This window comes from Deltaproteobacteria bacterium, from assembly GCA_016874775.1.
Classification (GTDB): Bacteria; Desulfobacterota; Binatia; order Bin18; family Bin18; genus VGTJ01.
Genome location: VGTJ01000020.1, coordinates 23,241 through 44,916, shown reverse-complemented (window position 1 = coordinate 44,916; position 21,676 = coordinate 23,241). Strand labels below are relative to the sequence as shown.

At 52.3% G+C, this 21,676-nt stretch carries 18 protein-coding genes; 7 read left to right on the top strand and 11 right to left on the bottom strand.

Translation table 11 applies throughout. The annotated features are described in order from the left end of the window. Positions 1-41 precede the first annotated feature (41 nt). Entirely contained in the window at positions 42-1,490 is a 1,449-nt protein-coding gene (locus FJ147_05480; GenBank protein ID MBM4255332.1) for a hypothetical protein, read from the bottom strand. A gap of 217 nt (positions 1,491-1,707) precedes the next feature. Between FJ147_05480 and FJ147_05475 the strand changes: the two genes are divergently transcribed. The 6 genes from FJ147_05475 to FJ147_05450 all read left to right on the top strand — a co-directional run bounded on the left by FJ147_05475 (position 1,708) and on the right by FJ147_05450 (position 9,542). Further along, positions 1,708-3,813, top strand: a complete 2,106-nt coding sequence (locus FJ147_05475; protein MBM4255331.1) for a hypothetical protein — start codon at positions 1,708-1,710, stop codon at positions 3,811-3,813. Between the two features lie 56 nt (positions 3,814-3,869). Continuing rightward, positions 3,870-4,757, top strand: coding sequence for an alpha/beta hydrolase (locus tag FJ147_05470; protein ID MBM4255330.1), 888 nt, complete (start codon positions 3,870-3,872; stop codon positions 4,755-4,757). A gap of 68 nt (positions 4,758-4,825) precedes the next feature. Beyond that, positions 4,826-5,869: an LLM class flavin-dependent oxidoreductase gene (locus tag FJ147_05465; protein MBM4255329.1), complete on the top strand. Its 1,044-nt coding sequence runs from the start codon at positions 4,826-4,828 to the stop codon at positions 5,867-5,869. A 172-nt stretch (positions 5,870-6,041) separates the two neighbouring features. Then, the gene (locus tag FJ147_05460; GenBank protein MBM4255328.1) at positions 6,042-6,821 is read left to right on the top strand and encodes a glucose 1-dehydrogenase; all 780 of its coding nucleotides are present in this window, start codon (positions 6,042-6,044) and stop codon (positions 6,819-6,821) included. A gap of 126 nt (positions 6,822-6,947) precedes the next feature. Then, on the top strand, positions 6,948-8,168 hold the full coding sequence (locus FJ147_05455) for a CoA transferase (protein MBM4255327.1): 1,221 nt from the start codon (positions 6,948-6,950) through the stop codon (positions 8,166-8,168). A 153-nt stretch (positions 8,169-8,321) separates the two neighbouring features. Continuing rightward, entirely contained in the window at positions 8,322-9,542 is a 1,221-nt protein-coding gene (locus tag FJ147_05450) for a CoA transferase (GenBank protein MBM4255326.1), read from the top strand. 182 nt (positions 9,543-9,724) lie between these two features. Here the strand turns inward: FJ147_05450 and FJ147_05445 are convergent, their stop codons facing one another. Beyond that, the gene (locus FJ147_05445) at positions 9,725-10,531 is read right to left on the bottom strand and encodes an undecaprenyl-diphosphate phosphatase (GenBank protein MBM4255325.1); all 807 of its coding nucleotides are present in this window, start codon (positions 10,529-10,531) and stop codon (positions 9,725-9,727) included. Between the two features lie 172 nt (positions 10,532-10,703). Here FJ147_05445 and FJ147_05440 point away from each other — a divergent pair, with 172 nt between their 5' ends. After that, a complete protein-coding gene (locus tag FJ147_05440; protein MBM4255324.1) occupies positions 10,704-11,261 on the top strand; it encodes a ferritin-like domain-containing protein in 558 nt (185 codons plus the stop codon). 83 nt (positions 11,262-11,344) lie between these two features. On the opposite strand, the gene FJ147_05435 is transcribed toward FJ147_05440, so the two are convergent. The 9 genes from FJ147_05435 to FJ147_05395 all read right to left on the bottom strand — a co-directional run bounded on the left by FJ147_05435 (position 11,345) and on the right by FJ147_05395 (position 21,675). Then, positions 11,345-12,937 carry a VWA domain-containing protein gene (locus FJ147_05435; GenBank protein ID MBM4255323.1) on the bottom strand — a complete coding sequence of 531 codons (1,593 nt, stop codon included), beginning with the start codon at positions 12,935-12,937 and terminating at the stop codon, positions 11,345-11,347. A gap of 197 nt (positions 12,938-13,134) precedes the next feature. Further along, positions 13,135-14,544 (bottom strand): magnesium chelatase, encoded by a 1,410-nt coding sequence (locus FJ147_05430; GenBank protein ID MBM4255322.1) that lies wholly within the window; start codon positions 14,542-14,544, stop codon positions 13,135-13,137. Positions 14,545-14,570: 26 nt separating this feature from the next. Further along, on the bottom strand, positions 14,571-15,125 hold the full coding sequence (locus tag FJ147_05425) for an HIT domain-containing protein (GenBank protein ID MBM4255321.1): 555 nt from the start codon (positions 15,123-15,125) through the stop codon (positions 14,571-14,573). Beyond that, positions 15,122-15,496 (bottom strand): integration host factor subunit beta, encoded by a 375-nt coding sequence (locus tag FJ147_05420; GenBank protein MBM4255320.1) that lies wholly within the window; start codon positions 15,494-15,496, stop codon positions 15,122-15,124. Before FJ147_05420 ends, FJ147_05425 begins: the two co-directional genes overlap by 4 nt. Positions 15,497-15,664: 168 nt before the next feature. Further along, a complete protein-coding gene (locus tag FJ147_05415) occupies positions 15,665-17,422 on the bottom strand; it encodes a 30S ribosomal protein S1 (GenBank protein ID MBM4255319.1) in 1,758 nt (585 codons plus the stop codon). A gap of 101 nt (positions 17,423-17,523) precedes the next feature. Beyond that, positions 17,524-18,201: a (d)CMP kinase gene (locus FJ147_05410; GenBank protein ID MBM4255318.1), complete on the bottom strand. Its 678-nt coding sequence runs from the start codon at positions 18,199-18,201 to the stop codon at positions 17,524-17,526. Next, complete coding sequence (gene aroA, locus FJ147_05405) at positions 18,198-19,496, bottom strand: 3-phosphoshikimate 1-carboxyvinyltransferase (GenBank protein MBM4255317.1); 1,299 nt, start codon at positions 19,494-19,496, stop codon at positions 18,198-18,200. Before aroA ends, FJ147_05410 begins: the two co-directional genes overlap by 4 nt. Before the next feature lie 86 nt (positions 19,497-19,582). Next, positions 19,583-20,494 carry a prephenate dehydrogenase/arogenate dehydrogenase family protein gene (locus FJ147_05400; GenBank protein ID MBM4255316.1) on the bottom strand — a complete coding sequence of 304 codons (912 nt, stop codon included), beginning with the start codon at positions 20,492-20,494 and terminating at the stop codon, positions 19,583-19,585. A gap of 92 nt (positions 20,495-20,586) precedes the next feature. After that, positions 20,587-21,675 (bottom strand): histidinol-phosphate transaminase, encoded by a 1,089-nt coding sequence (locus tag FJ147_05395; protein ID MBM4255315.1) that lies wholly within the window; start codon positions 21,673-21,675, stop codon positions 20,587-20,589. Position 21,676 lies beyond the last annotated feature (1 nt).

The window sequence follows — 21,676 nt, the reverse complement described above, 5'->3', positions numbered from 1 at the left end:
GTCGCCCGCGTTCATCCAGCTCTTCGACCAGACTTCGATACTTAGACCGAAGCCAGCACACAATGGTCTCGTCTCTCATCCCTGCTCTTGTGCAGAGGCTCTCCACTCCGGTCAATCACTATTGCGGTAAGTTGTTTCCTGCCACCGCCTAACCGTGTCGCAACTCCCGTCAACGCATTGCGCATGGCGTCGAAATTACCCTCATAGGCTGGCAGCATGCCCAGCAGTACTGGTAGTCGCGCATCTTCAGCCCACACGGAGGACAGCGCTAACAACTGCTTCTCCACTTCACGTCGGTCGTTCATAACGTTAGCCAGAATAGCGCGACTGGCCTGGAGGATTGGGGCATTGGGCAAAAGCGTCAGCGCTTGCGTGAGGTCGCTTCGCGCCTCTTGTATTTTCCCATCACTCAACGCAAGGCAACCACGACGCCACAACAGAATCCCTGTTGCTGCACGGGTCGCAAAAGTTAACGGTGAAACAAATTGCGCGGTGGGCATTTTCATCGCCTGACGCACTTCTTCTTGCAGTGTCGAGTCAGTGTTCAGCGCGGCCCGCTGAATGTCGAAGTCTCGCAGCGAAATGGCTGGGAGGCACTGTGGCAACGACAACTCTAATTTTTTGTACTCCAGATACTCGTCGAAATAGGTCCAGCGTGGTGATGATGGCGAGCCATTCACAATAAAGTCACGCGGCAAGCTTTGCGTTGGTGCCGTCAGCGTGCGTGTATGGTGCGGCGGTTCCCGCTCGGCATTGCGTGGCCCAGCGAGTGAGAGCGGCGCGCTCAGCAGACGCAATTCAACATCATCGATAAAATAGTGCACCGTTGATCGATCTTCGAGGTCGCCGATAAACGAAAGCTTGGAAAGTTTTGAACCCGGAGCGTTGATGGCATTGGGTTGTGCGTCCAGCAACACCAGAGGTGTTGGCTCTTTCGCATTGAGAATACGCAGATCATACGTCCCAGATTCGACATGAAAGACAGCATCGACCACATACCAGACGTTGGCGCGGAGCTTGAACAATGGTCGCACGACATTACCGGAACGATGAGACAACGTGCCATCAATGGTCTTCAACCAAAAAGCGATGCCATCGCGTTGCAGATAAAAGTGCGCTGGTCCAGCAACAGCGATATTCAACTCTTCTTCGGGATTACGCACCAAGAAGGCAAAGTGAAAGAGCACATCACCAGAAGTGATTGGTTTGACAACTCCCTGAAGTTCGACAAAGGTACCGTCGGCGGGCGCTTCTTGTAGTTCGAGAGAACGGTATCCGCTGAACTTCACCGTGTTGGTCGGCTCGACCCATCCACGGGAGTTTTCAAAAATATAGAAACCGTCGGCCGCCGAAGGAAGCATGCTGTCAAAACCGTATTGCACCAGCACCACATCAGCCCGCGCGACCCCACTCAGGCCTACCCACACAAGCGGGAAAGCAAGCGCTAAAACAATGAGCAGCCCGAAGGAGAGGCAACAAGGCTTTCGCATAGCTCAGAATATCGCCTCCTGCCCGTCACCCTTGAGCGAAGAACCAACGCACTGGCTGGACCTACAGAGGTCAATGCTTGCGGAGGACACAGGCATACGATAGGAGAGGCAAGGCATGAGAAGGCAAATGTCAAATTTCAAAAGGCAAATTGCAAAGTTAAGCATTCAGAGCGGCGAAAGAACTTATGACTGGTGCATTTGGTCTTTGTACGCCTTGATGATCGGCCTGAGCGTGACCAGCACTGCTCACGCCCGTATCACAAAAATTGTTATCGACAAAGTCGAATCGCCAACCTTTGAGGGGCAAGAATTTGGTCCGGTTGGCAAATACGAGAAACTCACAGGTCGGGTGTTTGGGGAGGTCGAGCCCGATGCACCAGAGAATATCGAGATCGTCAATCTTGACAAAGCCCCCAAGGCCGCGAACGGTCGCGTGGCGTATAGTGCTGCTCTCTATATTCTCAAACCTATCGATCAAACCAAAGGCAACAGTAAGATCTTTTATGGCGTGACCAATCGCGGCAACAAGATCGATCTGGTCTTATTGAACAACGCACCGCATAACGAACAAACCAATAACCCGACAACACTCGCGGATATTGGCAACGAGTTCCTGATGCGCCAAGGGTACACCATTGTCTGGAGTGGCTGGCAAGCCCAGGGGAAAAATGGAGCACAGTGCTGTGTAGACCCAAAGCCAGGCATGATGCATGCAGAGTTACCCGTTCCGATGAATGGCAACCAGGCGATCATCGGAACGGTCCGCGATTTGTTTGTTGGTCAACAGCAAAGTAACCCACCCGAACATCAAACCGCAACGTTAAGCTATCCAGTGATCAATCACACCTCACATCAGATGAAGGTTGAGGTTCGGGCAAAAGCAGAAGGAGAACCGCCACAACCTATTCCCTCCTGTGTGGCAGGAACGAAAGTCCTTCGCTGCTGGAGTTTCGTTGATGAACAAACCATTCGTCTCTCACCAGGGTTTGAATCTGGATATCTGTATGAGGTCTCCTATACAGCAAAGAACCCAACCGTGCTTGGACTTGGCTTTGCGATCACCCGTGACGTTGTGTCCTTCCTGCGTTACCACCGTACCGATGATCACAAGACACCCAATCCACTCCACCGCAATGAACAAACACTTGGGATTGAGAAAGTGTACGCCTTGGGCATATCGCAAGCTGGGCGGTATCTCCAGGAACATCTTGCCAATGGCTTCAATCAAGATGAACAGAAACGTATCGTCTTTGACGGATTGCTGATTGACATTGCTGGGGCAGGAAAAACGTTTACGAACTTTGCTTTTGGCCAACCTGGCCGCACTCGTGGCGCGCATCAGGATTACGATTTTCCCGAGAATTGGTTCCCATTTGCCTATGGATCACAAGTAGATTCATTCACAGGAAAGCAGGATGGCTTGCTCCGCAACGATACGGGAAAAGTAGGAGACGGTTTTGATCCACTGGTGATGGTCACAAATACGGCCACCGAGTACTGGCGCAAGAGCGCCTCACTGTTGCATACCGATGCTCAGGGAAATGATGTGACCGTCCCAGACAACGTCCGCCTCTATTTCTTTGCCAGTACGCAGCATTTTCCGTTGTTTCCCCAGATGACCACCTCACTAGGAGAGAGACTGCCGAAAGGGCCGTGTCAGCAAGAGCAAAACCCAGCCTTTCGTGGACCAGTAATGCGCGCGCTCCTGGTCGCCCTTGATGAATGGGCCACAAAAGGGACCCTTCCCCCAGAAAGCAGAATTCCGACTCGACAGAGTGACACTCTCGTTGCAGACAATGTCAGTATGCAGTCATTTCCCACGATTCCTGGAGTCCAGCATATTGGTCGAGCAAGCCCGACATACGTCTTGTATGGAGCCGTCACCGCGAAAAACCCCCAGACGCAATACCCAACCTTCGTTCCCAAAACCAATGCCGACGGTAACGATCTTTCTGGCATCGTGCTGCCCGACATTGCTGTTCCCTTAGGAACCCACACTGGCTGGGCAGTCCGAGCCGACGTTGCCGGAGAGATGTGTGGGAACCTCGGACAGTTTATTCCTTTTGCCTATGCCAAACGGCAACGGAACCTGGCATGTGATCCTCGTCTCTCTCTCACTGAACGTTACTCAAAAAAGTCATACATCACGCGTATTAAACAGGTCGCGAAAGACCTGCAAACACAGCGTCTCCTGCTCGCCGAAGATGCCGCGACCTACGTTACCGATGCACAGCAAAAAGTCGCTCGCATTTTCGCTCCACCGCCTCCTCCACCAAAAGAACCAACACAAGCAAAAGGAGCAAAACGGACAAGAAACCGTTGACATTGCCCGCGACCTGAAAGAATAATCGGCCTCACCCCAAAGAAGGAGGGTGTTCTATGGAAAAAGACGTCACCTTTTATAGTGCCGGATTCAAACTCTTTGGCACGTTTTATTTTCCGGACAATATCCGCTCTGGAGAGAAGCTCCCCACAGTGCTGTGTTGTCATGGCTTACGCGCCAATCGTAAAGTCGTCTTGCCAGAATTTGCCCGGACTTTTGTGCAGCATGGCTATGCCGCATTCATTTTTGATTATCGCGGGTTTGGCGATAGCGAGGGAGCCAAGAATCGGCTGATCTCGCGTGAACGCGATGAAGACATCATCAATGCCACAACGTTCCTCGGCATGCAGCCAGAGATTGATGCCAATCGGATTGCGCTGTTTGGCATTAGCTACGGGGGCGCGAATGTCATCTCTGCTGGTGCGGCTGATGCACGGACGAAGGCCATCGTAAGTATCGTTGGGTTCGGAGATGGCGATCGTTGGATGCGCAACAGTCGCCGCTTGTGGGAGTATTGGGCATTGCGTAAACGCGTTGAGAAGGATCGTGAACGACGCGTACTCACGGGCAAGTCAGAATACGTTGATGCGTACGAAATCCTCATTCCCACACCAGCGGAAGAAAAAGTCTACAGCGGCGGTGGAGCAATTGCCTCCCTCAAGACAGAAATGCCACTCGAAACAGCGGACGACATCATGTCATACTCACCTGAAGCCGTCGTCGCCCAGATTGCGCCACGCCCGCTCCTGATCATTGGAGCAGAGTTGGATTACCTCACTGGCTTTGAGGAATGCGTCAGCCTCTATGAGAAAGCACAAGAGCCCAAGCAATTGCACATCTTGCCGGGCATTTCTCATTACGAAACCTACACGCAAGGGTTTGACACCGTCGTGCGGTTGAGCCTGGATGTGTTTGGACAAACATTGAAAACGTCCAGCGTCTAGAGTCCAGGGTCAAAAACTACTGACTACTGAATGCTGACTATTGACTACTTGTCCTAGAGGAGCTCCCTGTGGAATTTGGCTTATTCTCTCTGTTTGATTTCTTCCGCGATCGACAAGATGAAGTCAAGTATTATCGTGACGCTCTCGACCTGATCATTTTATCCGAGAAACTTGGCTATGATTCTGTGTGGATCGGAGAAGAACATTTCTATTCGTTTGGCTTGTGTCCGAGCCCGCAACTCTTTCTCACCGCTGTTGCACGCGAGACCTCACGTCTTCGTCTTGGCACGTCGATCAGCCTGTTACCATTTGACAATCCGCTGCGTAAAGCTGAAGACTTTGCCATGCTGGATCTCCTCAGCAACGGACGGCTGAACTTTGGTGTTGGTCGCGGTATCATCCCCAAACACTTTGAGGGGTTCCGCATTGATCCACACGAGAGCCGTGCGCGTTACGAAGAATCTTTGGAGATTATTCGTCAAGCCTGGACGAAGGATGAATTTTCCTATGAAGGGAAGTTCTGGCAGGTTCCGCCTCTGTCCTTATCACCAAAACCGGTGCAGAAACCGCACCCTCCCATCTATCGTGGAACCATCAGCCCAGAATCCTTTGATGGTGCAGCTGCTATCGGCGATAATGCGTTTATCGTTCCCTGGCTCAGTGCGCCAATTCCAGAGATGAAACAGCGCATCGAACGCTACCGCACGCTGGTGAAACAACATGGCCACGCACCAACGCGTACCACCGCCATCTTTTTCCTCTTTGTTGACCCGGACTACCAAGTCGCGCTCCGTGATGGTGTCGAAACCACACGGAATTACACCGAACTCATCACCTCATTCGTTCCAGCCAATGCGATGAGCGCCCTCAGAGATGGCGATCCACTCAGATCGTTCCTTGAGTTCGTTCGCAAGATGCCTGAAGAACTTGACGAACGAGCGATCGTTGGGACACCAGCCGATTGTCGTCGTCGCCTGGCTGAACTCGATCGCGAGTTAGATCTCGACCAGGTGGCCTTTTATTTCCACTCAGGAGCACGAGACCCACAACGCGCTCGCCATAATATTGAGCTGTTTGCACGAGAAGTGATGCCGGAATTTAAGAAGGCTTAAGGCTATAGGCTTCAGGCCGTAGGGAGAAAAATCAAGAGGGACTAGGGACTGGGGGTTAGGGGATGGTTCCACCTCCCCACAAGCCCCAAGCCTCTAGTCCCTAGTCCCAAAACGAGAAACTTTGAACGTTAAACCATTTTCCTAGCGTCGTAGAATTAAGGAGGGAAAGAACATGTTACTGAAAGACAAAATCGCTATAGTCACTGGGTGTGGTGCAGGGATGGGGAAAGCTATTGCACTCCGCTACGCCAAAGAAGGGGCACACGTGGTGTGTGCAGAAGTGAATGATGCGACCGGCAATCAGACTGCCGTTGAAGTGAGCGCGCACGACCGACGTGGCCTGTTCGTGAAGACAGACATGGGTAAAATTAGCGACATCAATGCGATGGTGGCAAAAACCGTCGAGACGTTTGGGCGCATCGACATTCTTATGAACAACGCCGGAGTGACCAAGAAGCTCGACTTTTTTGAGGTTACGGAAAAAGACTGGGATTGGATTCACACCGTCAACGCCAAAGGCGTGTTTTTCTGCATGCAAGCAGTTGCACGCGAGATGGTGAAACGCAAAGAAGGCAAAATTATCAATATCGCTTCGATTGCTGGCAAAGGCTTTCGTGGCACGTCAAACATTTCGTATGCCGGCTCTAAGGGTGCAGTGATCGCCATGACACGGATCGGCGCCTCACAACTTGCGCGCTACAACATCAATGTGAACGCGATCAATCCTGGCGCTACTCGCACCGAACTATACGATCGCGTGATGAAAGAGACTGTTGAACGTGAGAAAATTACCGAAGCTGAAGCGATGGCCCGCATGGACGCCTCGATTCCGCTCCGTCGTTCCAATAGTGGAGATGATATCGCCAACATGGCGGCGTTCCTGGCTTCAGACGAAGCCCGCAACATCACCGGCCAGTCATTTAACGTCGACGGCGGCTTGATGTGGGACTAACAAGGAGAGAACGAATGGGAGATATTTTGAGTTCTCCGATTCCCCGTTTCTCCCATTCGCCGGTTCTGGTTGTTCATGTTCCAAGATCGCTGATTGATCTCTGACTTCTCATACAAGGAGCACGGCATGCCCCAGAAAATGGACCATGTACTCAGTGATTTACGTGTCCTCGATTTATCCCGCGCGCTCGCTGGCCCAAGTTGTACACGGATGCTGGCCGAGATGGGCGCTGAAGTCATAAAAATAGAGCCCGGCCCCAATGGCGATTTGGCGCGACGATTTTCCAATTACCGCAATAATCGGAGCCTCTACTACATTCAACAAAATCTCGGCAAGAAAAGCGTGTGCCTGAATTTACGTGACCCGCGTGCGCTGGCAATCGTCACAGAGCTAGTACCCAAAGTCGATGTCGTCGTGGAGAACTTCAAACCAGGAGTGATCGCGGATATGGGGCTCGGCTACGACCGACTCCGTGAGATGAAGAAGGACATCATCTTGTGTTCGATCTCTGCCCTCGGTCAAAGCGGACCGCTGTCGACAAAACCAGGCTACGATTACATCGCACAAGCCTATTCAGGTGTCACCTCGATGATTGGTGACCCTGACGATGCTCCGTACATTCCGCTTGTCGGCATGGGTGATATCAGCACTGGCGTGCATGCGGCGTTGGCAATTGTTTCGGCGTTACGATACCGCGACCGCACTGGCGAAGGCCAGCACTTAGATATCGCCTTGCTCGACGTGTATTACCATTACCATGAGGTAAACGTGCATGCCTACAGCGGCAGTGGGGGGGCAGTACAAGCTACGCGCGCTGGTCGGCACATGACGTACGCCTGTCCGGGTGGCGTGTTTCGCGGCACCAATGGCTATCTGGTGATTATGTCGTTTCTCCATCACTGGAAAGATCTCTGTCAGGCAATGAATCGCCCCGATCTCGCCGACAATCCGCTCTTCAGCACAGATATTGAACGGCTCAAGCGGCGACCAGAAGTCGTAAAAATTATTGAAGATTGGCTGCAAACTTTTCCTGACGTGCCAAGCGCGATTGCCCACATGGAAAAACACCAAGTGCCAGTCGCTCCAGTCCTGTCGGTCACTGAAACGACCAAACATCCACATCACCGCGCCCGTGGCACCGTCCGCACGGTCCATGATCGTTTTCATGGCGACTTTGACATGCCAGGCATGCCCTTGAAGTTTTCACGTTTTCCTAAAGATTTACCACTCGAAGCGGCTACCCTCGGTCAACACAATGAAGAAGTGCTCACTGCTTACCTTGGTCGGTCATCACAAGAAGTGAAAACATTACGTGAGGCTGGGGTGCTGATTGAGAAGGAAATATAAGCCCGCAGCAAGGAAAATCGGGCAAACGAAACGGAGAATCGGAGAGTCGGAGACGGGGAGAAGCGGCGACCATCCCGTCGTTTCTTTGCTCCTTTTCTCCGCTTCTCCCATGCACCATTTCAGCCGGGCCATAACTACTGGTAAGGAGGGAACATGTCGCAAAATTTGGATCACGCACTCACAGGCTTACGCGTCCTTGATTTCACTCGTGCTTTAGCTGGCCCTACATGCACCCGCATGTTGGCCGAGATGGGTGCTGAAGTGGTCAAAGTCGAGCCCGCCCCAAAGGGCGACATGAGTCGCGCAGCGTCGGTCTATAACAAACGCAGCCTCTTCTATGTCCAGCATAACCGCGGCAAGAAGAGTTTGTGCGTGAATCTGCGTGATCCACGTGGCATGGCACTCGTCGTCGAGCTCGTACGGCACGTCGATGTCGTGGTGGAAAACTTCAAACCTGGCGTGATGGCAGATATGGGCTTGAGCTATGAACGACTCCGTGAACTCAAGTCGGATATTATTCTCTGTTCAATTTCCGCTATGGGACAAACTGGGCCTCTCGCTCAGAAGCCAGGCTATGACTATATCGCCCAAGCATATGCAGGCGTCACGTCGATGATCGGCGATGAAGATGAAGCGCCCTATATTCCTTTAGTTGGATTAGGAGATGTCAATACAGGTGTACATGGCGCACTAGCTGTGTTAGCCGCGCTGCGGCATCGTGACCGGACCGGGCGAGGACAACATCTCGATGTCGCCCTCCTCGATGTGTACTACCACTTTCATGAAGTGAACGTTCATCAAGTCAGAGCGAGCGGTGGAAAAGTGAAACCCACACGAGTTGGTCGCCACATGACCTACCTCAGCCCTGGTGGTGTATTTCGCGCGACTGGCGGCTACGTGGTGATTATGAGCTTCTTTCATCATTGGCCAGACCTCTGTCGAGCGATGGATCGACCAGACCTTATCGAAGATCCACTGTACAGCACGGACCTGGCTCGCCTGGAAAGACGGGATGCCGTAGTGAAGATTATTGAGGATTGGCTCCACACATTTCCCGATGTGAGCAGCGCCGTCTCTCATATGGAAAAATTTGACGTGCCTGTCGCACCAGTCCTCTCTGTCGCTGAAACACTCGACCATCCGCATTTACGCGCGCGCGGAACAGTCCGTACGATCCAAGATTCTGCCTACGGTGGTGACATTGACGTGCCCGGCTTTCCCTTGAAATTTTCAGAATTCCCCGAAGAACTACCATTGGCAGCCGCCACGCTCGGACAGCACAACGTCGAAGTGCTCACGCAATATCTCAAACGCACGCCAGAAGAGGTGAAGCATTTGCTAGCGGAAGGAGTACTGGTCGAGCGCCGGAGATGAGCCTTACTAATACGAAAAAATAAAGAAAGTTATTACCTCTTATCTTGCTTTAGCGTATTCGCTTTGTTACTTTACATATCAATAAGACAACAAGTTCACCGCTGATTTTCCCCATTTAGCGGTGCTCCTAAGGCCTGCAGGTTTCCCCTCCTTTACCCTGCAGGCCTTTTTTCTGTCATCGGTTATCTACTGGCGATCAGAAAGGCAACTATGCCAATAACTATGCAGTAATACGCAAAAACCGAAAGACGGCGTGAGCGGGTCATGTTGAGCAAGACAGAAATGCTCCAATAGCCCACAATCCCAGCCGCGATCGTTCCAATCCCATACGTCAGAGGATCGAATCCTTGCAACAGTTCATCGCGGTGCGCTACCACCTCTAAAATAAATGCCCCCAGAACTGCTGGAATTGAAAGAAGAAATGAATACCGGACTAACAGGGTACGATCTAAAGCGAGCAAAATCCCTGTCGCGATTGTCGACCCAGAACGAGACAGCGCAGGGATAATCGACAAGCCTTGCGCAATGCCAATCACCAATGCATCTCTGATAGTCATTTCCGAGAGTTGTCGCCCCTTGGTGGCGACTCGGTCGGTCAAAAAAAGCAGTAGCCCGGTGATGACAAACCAGATCCCTGCTCCACGTAAATCGGTGAACATCGATTCAAACTGCTTGCGGAAGAGCAATCCTATCATGACCGTCGGAAGAGTACCAAGAATCACTAACCACAGGAGGCGGCGATCTTCTGTGGTCTTCTCTTCTTGGGGAGCAACTAGCGATACAGCCATCGCCCACAGATCTTTCCGGAAATACAAACAAACAGCGACAAGGGTACCGAGATGTAACGTAACTTCGAAAACCACTCCAGGCTGAGACAAATTTGGCAATAACGCTTGAGCCAACACGAGATGTCCAGAGCTACTCACCGGTAAAAACTCCGTGAGCCCCTGAAGAATCCCAAGGAACAAAGCCGTCAGAATCTCTGACATTCAACCTCCAGGCAGTTGGTCTCTGAGTAATCAGGTAGCGGCATGATAGGCGGTGGTTTGATCAGGTCAACCGCATACATGAGTGTGGCTCGCTCTTCTTGGCCCTTGCGTCCGCTATGGTTTCAGCTAAGAGGGGGAGACAAAGAAAAAGCCTAGCGAAACCTATACCGAAATGAACAAAAAGGTCTACGATATTCTGTTGTTTAGCTACTACCGCGACGCTGAGTTACGTGGCGCAGATCTCATTCTTCGTCTGATTAATCATACTGACAGCGCCCAGCTACAAGAGAACCTGGCCCGTCATTTAGCTGATGAAACAGAGCATGCCTGGAAGTGGACTGAGCGGATTCGCGCCCTGGGCGGGCAACCAATCCGTATCGAGGATGGCTATCACCGCCATTTGCGACGTAAAGCTGGCCTACCGTCCCATCTCGTCGATTTGCTGGCATTGACCTATGTCGTCGAAGAACGGGCAGACAAACGCTATGAGGAGCATGCCTCTCGCCCAGACGTTGATGCCGACACACTGAAGGTGCTGCAGGAAATGCGCAAAGATGAGGAGTGGCATCTGACGTGGGTCGGAGAAGCGCTCAAAGAGTTGGAGCGTGCACACGGTGTCGAAAAGGTTGCAGCGTCGCTGGAGCGCTATCGCAAACTCGAAGCTGAGGCGTTTGCGGAGATGATCGCCGATGAGCAAAAGGCGTTGCGCGAAATTGCGGAGGACGAGTAAGACAGGCCTACAGGCTTTAGGCTTTAGGGAGAAAAGGCATCTTTTCCTTCTTGATTGTTCTCCCTGTGACCTACAGCCTGAGATCAAATTTTCTTCTTCTTCTTCGAGACGTAGTCAATCAGCAAATACTCACCGAGATGATCTGGCCGGGTGTAAAATGCCCGCCCACGGTTGAGTTGCGTCATCTTATCAACAAACGCGCGCAGACTCGGACTATCGTCGAGCATGAACGTATTGATGGTGATCCTGCGTTGGGTAGCACGTTCGACCTCTTTCAGGGTTTCCTGCGCCGCACGCATGCTGATACCACCGAACGAGAGCGGCCACTCACAATACAAGCGACCATGGGAGAAATAGGCCGTCGGCTGGCCATCTGTCACCACGATAATGTTCTGATTGTGCCCAGGATGACGATGGAGCAAATCACTAGCGAGACGAATCCCGTCTTGAAGGTTGGTGAACGGATCACCCATGTTCCAACTGGCCTCAGGCAGATCTTTAATCTTGAGTTCAACCGCACGCGTGAAAAACCCAACCACGGCAAAATAATCGCGCGGGTATCGCGTACGAATAAGGCTCTCGAGAGCGAGGGCCACCTTTTTCGCGGCCGCAAAGCGCCCTTCCCAACTCATCGACCAACTCATATCCAGGAGCAACACGGTCGAACTCGTGGTGGTATGATCAGTGTCGTAGATCGTAAAGTCTTCTGGCGAGATCTTGATCGGAACACTCACTGTTCGTCGGAGCGCCTTCTTCATCGTTCCAACGAGATCTAAGTGCATGGGGTCCCCGTAGGCATACGGACGAGTCTCATCCATCTTAATTTCTGCCGCGCCACGATGGTCGGTCGTATGCGGGCCAGTGCGGTCACGCAGCAGATTGGCATAAATATCGCGCAACGCCAGCTGTCCGATCCGTCGCACGCCTTTGGGAGAGAGCGCCATTCGTCCTTCGCGGTACACCAAGAACCCCGCCTCTTGAAGCATCGCCTGCATTTGTTGCAGATTCTGCAGGTCTTGCAGCGCTCCCTGCCCCATCAATTCTTGTAAATCATTGGGATCAATCTTCTCTGAGCGACCAGCCAGGAGGTTTTGTTCCATCTCTTGCAGGTTCTGCATTTCCTCCATGAGTTGCAACGTTTGTTGAAAGTCGAGTGACTGCGGGCCATTGAAAAGGTCTTTATAGCGACGCTGAAAATCTTCAACCGAACGAATATCATTGAACTCTTGCATGAGTTCGTTAAATGCTTCTTGCGCGGCTTGATCCTCAAACTCGTACTGTGCCAACTTCTCCATCTGATCGCTCATGCGTTGGGGCAGTTGTTTGAGGAAATTCTCTTTTTCATTTAACTCCGGCTTTTGCGGCTTCTGCTGTTGCAGGGTTTGCCGCTCTTGATTGAGGATATTCTCTAACCGTTGCTGCATTTCATCCAGCGAAGAGCGCAGATTGTATTCTTTATAGCGTTTGCGCATTTCTTCGCGCAGCTCTTTGACCAGGTCATCAAGGCCTTTGAGTTTCCCCTGTTCACCCTCTAGCCCCTGGCGCATCATCGATTCCATCGCCTGCTGGAGGTCGTCAGTGTTGGATAAATGTTTGGCCAATTCTTCAAAAAGCTGATCGGTCGAAAGGCGAACACGCTGCGTTCCATCCCACTCGCTGTACTGTATGGTAATCATGGGGTTGACCTTACCAGAAACGGGCAAAGAAAAAACGCCTTTCTCCTCGTTTTTCTGTCGAGGAGAAAGGCGTGTCATTCTGTAATTTTGCGGAATTGTCATTCCGAGCAAAGCGAAGAATTTCTCCTCGATTGTTGAAGAGAAATGTTTCGCTACGCTCAACATGACACAGTAACGAACGTCAAGTAGACAATCTGTTACGACCGATACATATACCGTCCACCTTCGCGCTCTTTATTGAGCTTCTGGTGGAGGTGGAGCCCTTCGAAGATAAATTCACAGGCTGAGGCAATCTGTGGCGACTTGTTGCCAACGCCAAGGGCAGCAACACTTTCCTTGAGACCAGGAATTCTTTGCTGATCTTCAAGGTAGGAAGTCGCAGCCATAGAGTCAGACACTTTGACTCCCCCACCTTCGGTAAAATAGGCGATGGTCGGCTTAAGCGCCTCAAGCTGAAAATATCGATCAAAGACCTTGAGCACAGCGCGATTCACCAAACGATCGATCAAGTCATCTTCTCGCTTGTCTTCACCTGAATACTCAAGCTCGATTTTTCCTGAAGTTGAAGCAAATAACGCGTGCAGATCGCTCACGCGCGGGACGATCTCTTTCTCACCAAGACGCACGGCGCGCTTCTCAGCGTTGCTGAGGACACTTTCAAGGTTGTTAATCGACACACGAACACTCACACCAGAAGACTGATTGATCTCGTTTGACGCGCGTGCTTCCATCGTCACCTGGGCGATGATTTCTTTCATGAACTGCGGAACATGGATCATGCTATCGCCGCGCGGGAAGGCGGTTGCTTCCTGTTCCATGATAGAGATTTCATGCTCAAGCGAACGTGGATAATGTGTACGAATTTGCACGTCGAAGCGGTCTTTCAACGGTGTAATGATCCGGCCACGGCTCGTGTAGTCTTCTGGGTTTGCACTCGCGACAATCACAATATCGAGCGGGAGGCGAATCTTGAAGCCTTTGATCTGGACATCTTTCTCTTCCATCAGATTGAAGAGTCCGACCTGGACTTTTTCTGTCAGATCAGGAAGTTCGTTCACGGCAAAAATACCGCGGTTGGTACGTGGAATCAGCCCATAGTGAATCGTTTCTTCATCCGAGAGATGACGGCCTTCCGCCACTTTGATCGGGTCAACCTCACCAATCAGATCGGCAACAGCAACATCAGGCGTTGCGAGTTTCTCAGCGTAACGCTCGTCACGGTGCGCCCACTGAATCTCGAGATTGTCACCCCGTTCAGCTGCAAGACGACGCCCGACAGGCGAAATCGGTGCAAAGGGATCTTCAGGAATTTCCGCATCACGAATAATCGGCACGTATTCATCAAGCAACGATACCAACCCGCGAATAATCCGCGACTTCGCTTGTCCACGCTCCCCTAGAAAGACGGCATGGTGACCAGCGAGAATCGCATTCTCAATGTCAGGAATAACCGTATCATCGTAACCAACGATGCCAGGGAGAATGCGTTCGCCAGTCGCGAGCAGGCGAATCAAGTTCGCTCGCATTTCTTCACGGACCGGAAGCGTGCGATACGCGGCCCTCTTGAGATCTCCAACAGTTTTCGCCTCACGGCGGAGTGTTTCAATGTTGCGTTGCACAGAGAGATTCACCTTTAGTTAGAAATTCTTCCGACAGCGGACGGTGAGGAGAGAAAGTAGGGACGGAGCCGGTCGTAACTCTCAAATAAATGCTGCCGCATGACCCGAACCGTACCAATCACGGGCATAAAATTGGTGTCACCATTCCACCGTGGCACAGCGTGCCAATGGAGATGATCGGCAATGCCAGCGCCCGCACACACACCGAGATTGAGGCCTACGTTGATTCCTTGTGGTTGAAACGCAGCTTGGAGAACGCCAATCGCGTTACGCAATTCCTGCATGACATCAGCAAACTCGTGGTCAGAAAGCACTGCCAGATCCGCAGTATGACGGTGTGGTGCCACCATGAGGTGCCCATTGTTATACGGATACTTGTTGAGCATCACGCGCGCATGCGGCGTCACGCGTAAGATCAGATTGTCCTTTAACGATTCTTCTGCCAATGACCCACAGAAAATACAGTCTTGCGACTTTTTCTCCTCGATATACTGCATGCGCCAGGGAGCCCAGAGAACAGCAGTGCCCTCGTTTTGGTTACCTGGATACTTGGAGTCATGGTCACTCATTCGTCGTTCTCTACATCGTCATAGTCATCAAGATCAGCATCGTCGTCATCGTCCGGGGTGTCATCGCCAGCCAGATTGGCATCAGTCACCGGCTGTCCATCAACGCGTAAACGTAGCTCTTTGCCCACTTTGAAGAGAGGGACCTTCTTGGCAGCCACTGACACCAACGCGCCAGTCCGAGGATTACGCCCTTCGCGCGCCTCACGCTGTTTCACCATGAAGCTTCCAAAACCGCGAATCTCAATGCGTTCGCCCTTGGCTAGCGCCTCAGTCATACTGTCGAAAACCGCATTGACCATAACCTCGGCGTCTCGTCTGGAGAAGCGAGGATACTGTACTGCAACTTCTTCGATCAAATCCCGCTTAGTCACTACTCCACTTCCTTCCTCAATAAAAGTCGAAGACTAAGATTCAAGGGTGCAGTCCCATCGGATTCTGTTGAAACCGCCTCTCTGCGCCAGAATTGTGTTGAATAAAAGGGGGAGACCGCAACACACGAGCACCTTCCGCCTTGCACAACCCGAGCGAGACGAGGTCTGCTATCCGCGCCGTCGTCCTCCCCTATCGTCTCCCTCGTCCCTATCAAGGCGAAGTTCTTCACGGAGAATATCTTCAAAGGAGAAACGCGCCTCTTCACGCTCGCGTTTTAGGTACGCTTCCATCTCTGCTCGTTCCTCACTGCGGCGGAGCGCCTTGATGCTGAGCCCCATCTTATGCTCGCGTGGGTCAATATGAATCACTTCGGCCTCGACTTCTTTCCCGACCTGGAAAAGCGACGAAGGCTTCTCGACCCGTTCAGTCGACAGTTGGGAAATGTGCACTAATCCTTCGATACCCTCTTCCACTTCGACAAAGATGCCGAAATCAGTCACGCTGGTGACTTTTCCATGGATACGACTGCCAACGGGATGACGTTGGGTGAGGGTCGACCACGGATCCGCAACGACCTGCTTCACTCCAAGTGAGACGCGCTCATTTTCGACATCCACACCCAGCACGACTGCATCAACCTCGTCTCCCTTTTTGTACAATTCAGAGGGGTGTTTGACCTTCTTTGTCCAGTGGAGATCAGAGATATGCACGAGACCGTCAATGCCGTCTTCAACTTCGACGAAGACACCAAAATCGGTGATACTCTTGATCTTCCCGTGAATGCGACTCCCCACAGGATGATTGGCGCGGACCAACTCCCAGGGATTCTGCGTGATCTGCTTGAGTCCCAGGGAGATGCGACGATATTCAGGGCTGACTTCTAGGACCATCACCTCAACATCTTGTCCCACCGAGAGCAGTTTGGAGGGATGAGTAATCCGTTTTGTCCATGACAATTCGGACACATGGAGCAACCCTTCTACCCCCTTCTCCAGTTCGACAAACGCGCCGTAGTCCGCAAGACTCACCACTTTTCCGTGAATCCGGCTGCCAACGACATAACGTTCAGTGATAGCATGCCAGGGATCTGGCACAAGCTGTTTCATGCCCAGCGAGACGCGTTGCTTCTCGGCATCATATTTCAGGACGACCACCTGAATTTTTTCGCCCGCCGAGATCACTTCCGAAGGATGGCCAATACGTCCCCACGACATATCGGTCACATGTAACAGGCCATCAATGCCGCCAAGATCAACAAATGCACCGTAGTCGGTGATGTTCTTGACGGTGCCTTCGAGAATCACGCCTTCTTCGAGAATCTTTAAGGTTTCGTCGCGGAGATTCGCGCGTTCAAGTTCCAATACAGCGCGGCGAGAGACGACGACATTGGCACGCGCACGGTTGAATTTCAGAACGGCAAATTTGCCCTTTTTGCCGACAAATCGGTCCAAATCCCGAACCGGACGAATATCCACATGCGACCCAGGGAGAAACGCTAACACACCAATATCAACTTTGAGGCCGCCTTTTACCTTACCAACGATGGCTCCATCGATAGGGGTTTTTGTGTTGTACGCCTCTTCGATATCGTGCCAGATACGATGTTGCTCCGCTTTGGCGCGAGAAAGAACGATCCCTTCCTGTTCGGCATCTGCGGCATCAAAGAAGACTTCAATCTCATCTCCTTCTTGCACAGTTATCCGTCCGTCGCGCAGACGAAACTCAGAAACAGGAATATGTCCTTCTGACTTATAGCCAATATCGACGGTGACAACCTCCGGTCCGATCTTGACCACTCGACCGCGGACGATTTCTCCAGGCTTTACGGATTGCAGGCTTTCCTCGAACATCTGCCCGAAATCTTCGCCCATGCCGCCTCCTTTGGGCGGCCTCGTTTCGGTGAGTGTTTCTTTGTTATGTTCCATGTGACTCGTATACCCCCTCGGAATCTCCCTGATGCTCGCCTTTCCATACTCCCCTCCCCTCCAGGTTGCAAGAGCGTAGTTGGGTTTTTTCTCTTGCCATATCAGCACTTGCGAGCGTTCTCGACATGCCGCAGCATGATGCCTATCACCTCGTCTAAGGACAGTCCCGTCGTATCAAGCGCAGTCGCATCGTCGGCACAGCGTAACGGTGCATGTTCACGGCTACTGTCTCGCTGATCACGTTCCGCCATTTCTCGCACGGTCGTTTCGATGGTCGTCGTCACCCCTTGTTGTTGTAATTCAGCATAACGCCGCCGTCCGCGTTCTTCGGCTGACGCATCAAGGAAGAACTTCACATCAGCGTCAGGAAAGACCACCGTACCAATATCGCGGCCTTCCATTACAACCCCGCCACCCTTGCCCATATTTCTTTGCAACGTCAAAAGACCTTCTCGCACCACCGGCTGGGCCGACACTTTCGAGGCCATCTGACTGACTTCCGGTTGACGAATCGCCGCAGTAATGTCCCGCTCACCAAGGAAAATACTCACTTTGGCTCCACTCGGAACAAATCGTAGCGGTAAATCTTGACAGAGCGCTCCAAGGCGCGCCTTATCATCAAGACTCACCCGCTGTTCCCACGCTAGAAGCCCAATCACACGATATAACGCACCAGTGTCGATGTATCGGTACTGCAAACGTTCAGCGAGAGCGCGACTCGATGAGCTTTTTCCTGCACCAGAGGGGCCGTCAACGGCAATAATCAGACCTGCTTTCATAACTGGATCGTGGCTGGTTCGGTAAGATCTCGTACTAAACTGTAGAAACTCGGGAACGAGATCGCTACCGACGCCCCTTCTTCTAGCACTATCGCTCCAGTTCCCGCTAGTCCGGCAATGGTGAGGGCCATGGCAATGCGATGATCGCCAAAGCTGCTCACGCGGCCACCGTGCAAACCATGACCTCCCGCAATCAATAATCCATCAGGCAGCTCGGTCACTTTTGCCCCTAAAGTATTGAGTGTTGTCGCCAGCGCTGTGAGTCGATCACTTTCCTTCACGCGCAATTCTTGGGCATCGCGGATGGTTGTCGTCCCCTGTGCAAACACGGCAGCAACTGCAAGTGTGGGAATCTCATCTATAGCTCGAACGACTAATTCTCCACTCAGCTCGATGCCACACAGAGAACTAGCGCGCACAAGCAAATCTCCGACCGGTTCACCACACATTTCGTGAAGATTTTCGACCTGAATGTTTGCCCCCATCATCCGTAAGACATCAAGGGCACCAACACGCGTCGGATTGAGTCCAACATCTCGCACGCGGAGTTCCGAGCCGGGAACAATCGACGCAGCGGTGAGAAAAAATGCGGCTGAGGAAAAGTCGCCAGGAACCTCAACATCACAGGCACGTAACTCTTGTCCACCAGCAACAGAAACTTCCGTACCACTCACGTCGATCGGCACGCCAAACGCAGGCAACATACGTTCAGTGTGATCGCGCGACCGTTCAGGCTCCCACACAGTGGTCTTCCCCTGTGCCTGCAAACCGGCGAGGAGAATCGCAGACTTCACTTGCGCGCTGGCAACCGGACTACGGTAGGCAAGGCTGTGTAATGGCTTGCCATGAATACGTAAAGGGGCGCGATTCTCACCACCTTCACTGATAATGTCCGCACCCATTTCCGTCAGCGGTGCCATGACACGTTTCATCGGACGACTGCGTAATGATTCATCCCCATCAAGGCGTGAATCAAACGGGCGGGCAGCAAGCAATCCTGAAAGCAATCGCATCGTGGTCCCGGAATTGCCACAATCGATGGTCCCAGCAGCCGCATGGAGTCCGTGCCAGCCTTTGCCTTTGATCAGAATATCAGTCCCGTTTTGGTCGATCTCCACACCAAGCGCGCGAAACGCAGCGATCGTACTGCGGTTGTCGCCACCACCCGAACAGTTGACGATACGGCTCTTACCTTGCGCGATCGAGGCAAACATCACCGCCCGATGACTAATCGACTTGTCGCCAGGAAGAGTGAGCGTCCCACGTACACCGTTTGATGTGGGGCGGATTTGGATAGTGTCTTGTGCCTTTGTCACGTTTCAGGTTCCAATTATGGGGTTAGGGGTTGGTAAAAAGAAAGCAATCCCATAGTTCACAATTTCTAGCCCTTCTTCGCTTCTTCTTTTCCCTCTCCTGACTCCCTCTGCTCTCGTATCCTCGTCAGCCTCTGCCGCTCTCCCCGCGCCCGCTCAATCGCATTCGACAATGTTTCACTGTCGCCACTCGCGATCGCTGTTTTTATCTGTGCAAGTGCAGTCTCGAATTCGGAAATTGCAGTTAGCAACGCCTCACGATTTGACGTCGCAATGTCACGCCACATTTCGACAGGACTTGCGGCAACACGGGTGAGGTCAGAAAACGCACCACCAGCGTAGGGCAGCAAATCGACTCCTGCAACGTGTGTATCAAGCACAGCGTTCATCACACTGAACGCAATCATGTGGGGCAAATGGCTCACGCGGGCGAGGACTTGATCATGAGCCCGCATATCCATTTCTTCGACGCGCATGCCCACGCCTTCCCACAGGGCTCGAACCTTGGCCAAAGCAGCACGATCAGTTCGTGCAGTTGGCGTCAGAATACACAAGCGTTTATCGAAGAGGGTAGAAAAGGCTGCGGCAGCCCCGGAATGTTCCGTGCCCGCAATCGGATGCGCACCAACACACGGCAAGGTCGCAGGCAGCACGTCTTCGAGTGTCTTCACAACTTGTTCTTTGGTACTGCCAGCATCAGTGATGATGCAGCCCGGTGGCAGGTGAGGAATAAACTTCTCCATCGTCGACCGGGTCGCCTCTACAGGAACTGCCAATAAAAAGATATCTGCGCCACGCGCAGCTTCGGCTGGGTCAAAGGTATATGAGCTGATCAGTCCACGTTCCAAAGCAACTTTCAGATTCGCTTCAGTCCGACCGAAGCCAACCACTTCACGCACAAGTCCACGCTCGCGAGCCGCGAGTCCAAGCGAGCCGCCGATGAGACCAACTCCGGCGATGATAAGGCGGTTGAAAAGCATAAAAATAAGTAGTCAGTAGCCAGTAGCCAGTAGCCAGCATGGACCTGTATTCATAGTTCTATTGTTCCTCTCTACTGACTACTGAATGCTGACTACTTCTTCGACATTTTCTCCATCGCCCCCACAAACCGCTGATTCTCCGTTGGCGTTCCAATACTCACCCGTGCGTACCCAGGAAACCCATAGCCTTCCATCGGTCGAATAATCACCCCTTCTGGCAGCAGCTTCTGGTACGTTCCCGCGCCGACTTTCACCAGCAAGAAATTACCCCAACTTGGCGCGTATTCCAATTTGAGGCGATCGAGTTCTCGCTTGAGATAGAGCATTCCCTGGCGATTGTTGTCTTGTGTCCGTTTGATGTGCTCGTCATCGTCCAGCGCAGCGAGCGTACCAATCTGCCCGAGTGAGTTGACATTGAACGGTTGACGAATGCGATTGAGCGCATCGATCACTTCTGGTGAGGAGACACCATAGCCAACCCGTACTCCAGCCAGGCCACAGATCTTCGAGAAGGTCCGTAAGGTGATCAGTAACCGATCGCCTTTCTGGTACTCCATCGAGTTCGGATATTCAGGATCGTCGACAAACTCAAAATAGGCTTCGTCGACGACAATCAGTACATCAGGAGACACTGCACGCAAGAAGGCTTCCCATTCACTCCGCGTATAGATCGTGCCGGTCGGATTATTGGGGTTATCGAGAAACACGATGCGGGTATTCGGTTCGATCGCTTTGGCCATCGCTTCAAGATCAAACTTGAAACCCTTGTGCGGCACGGCAATAGTTTTTCCACCTGCCGCTTGTACACAGAGATGATAGATGGCAAAGGCATGCTTACCGACGACCACTGACTCGCCCACGCGCAAGAACGTGCGCACGATCATCTCGATCAGTTCGTTCGAGCCGTTGCCGATAATCAGCCGTGAGCGATCGATACCCAGCTTCTCGCACAGGCGACGCTTCAAATAAAACGCATCGCCGTCGGGATAACGGTGGAGGTCCGGCAATGCCGCAGTAATCGCCGCGACCGCCTTTGGTGAGGGACCGAGCGGGTTTTCGTTCGAGGCAATCTTGATCGAATCATGCACACCATACTCACGTTCCAGCTCTTCGATGGGCTTGCCTGGCTGATACGGCGTCAGAGATAAGATCCATTCTGGCACGTACTTTTTCATGTCCATA

Excerpts from the sequence above, each read along its gene's own strand:
- FJ147_05480 (MBM4255332.1), bottom strand. The coding sequence starts at position 1,490 with ATGCGAAAGCCTTGTTGCCTCTCCTTCGGGCTGCTCATTGTTTTAGCG.
- FJ147_05475 (MBM4255331.1), top strand. The coding sequence starts at position 1,708 with ATGATCGGCCTGAGCGTGACCAGCACTGCTCACGCCCGTATCACAAAA.
- FJ147_05470 (MBM4255330.1), top strand. The coding sequence starts at position 3,870 with ATGGAAAAAGACGTCACCTTTTATAGTGCCGGATTCAAACTCTTTGGC.
- FJ147_05460 (MBM4255328.1), top strand. The coding sequence starts at position 6,042 with ATGTTACTGAAAGACAAAATCGCTATAGTCACTGGGTGTGGTGCAGGG.
- FJ147_05455 (MBM4255327.1), top strand. The coding sequence starts at position 6,948 with ATGCCCCAGAAAATGGACCATGTACTCAGTGATTTACGTGTCCTCGAT.
- FJ147_05450 (MBM4255326.1), top strand. The coding sequence starts at position 8,322 with ATGTCGCAAAATTTGGATCACGCACTCACAGGCTTACGCGTCCTTGAT.
- FJ147_05445 (MBM4255325.1), bottom strand. The coding sequence starts at position 10,531 with ATGTCAGAGATTCTGACGGCTTTGTTCCTTGGGATTCTTCAGGGGCTC.
- FJ147_05440 (MBM4255324.1), top strand. The coding sequence starts at position 10,704 with ATGAACAAAAAGGTCTACGATATTCTGTTGTTTAGCTACTACCGCGAC.
- FJ147_05435 (MBM4255323.1), bottom strand. The coding sequence starts at position 12,937 with ATGATTACCATACAGTACAGCGAGTGGGATGGAACGCAGCGTGTTCGC.
- FJ147_05425 (MBM4255321.1), bottom strand. The coding sequence starts at position 15,125 with ATGAGTGACCATGACTCCAAGTATCCAGGTAACCAAAACGAGGGCACT.
- FJ147_05415 (MBM4255319.1), bottom strand. The coding sequence starts at position 17,422 with ATGGAACATAACAAAGAAACACTCACCGAAACGAGGCCGCCCAAAGGA.
- FJ147_05410 (MBM4255318.1), bottom strand. The coding sequence starts at position 18,201 with ATGAAAGCAGGTCTGATTATTGCCGTTGACGGCCCCTCTGGTGCAGGA.
- FJ147_05400 (MBM4255316.1), bottom strand. The coding sequence starts at position 20,494 with ATGCTTTTCAACCGCCTTATCATCGCCGGAGTTGGTCTCATCGGCGGC.
- FJ147_05395 (MBM4255315.1), bottom strand. The coding sequence starts at position 21,675 with ATGGACATGAAAAAGTACGTGCCAGAATGGATCTTATCTCTGACGCCG.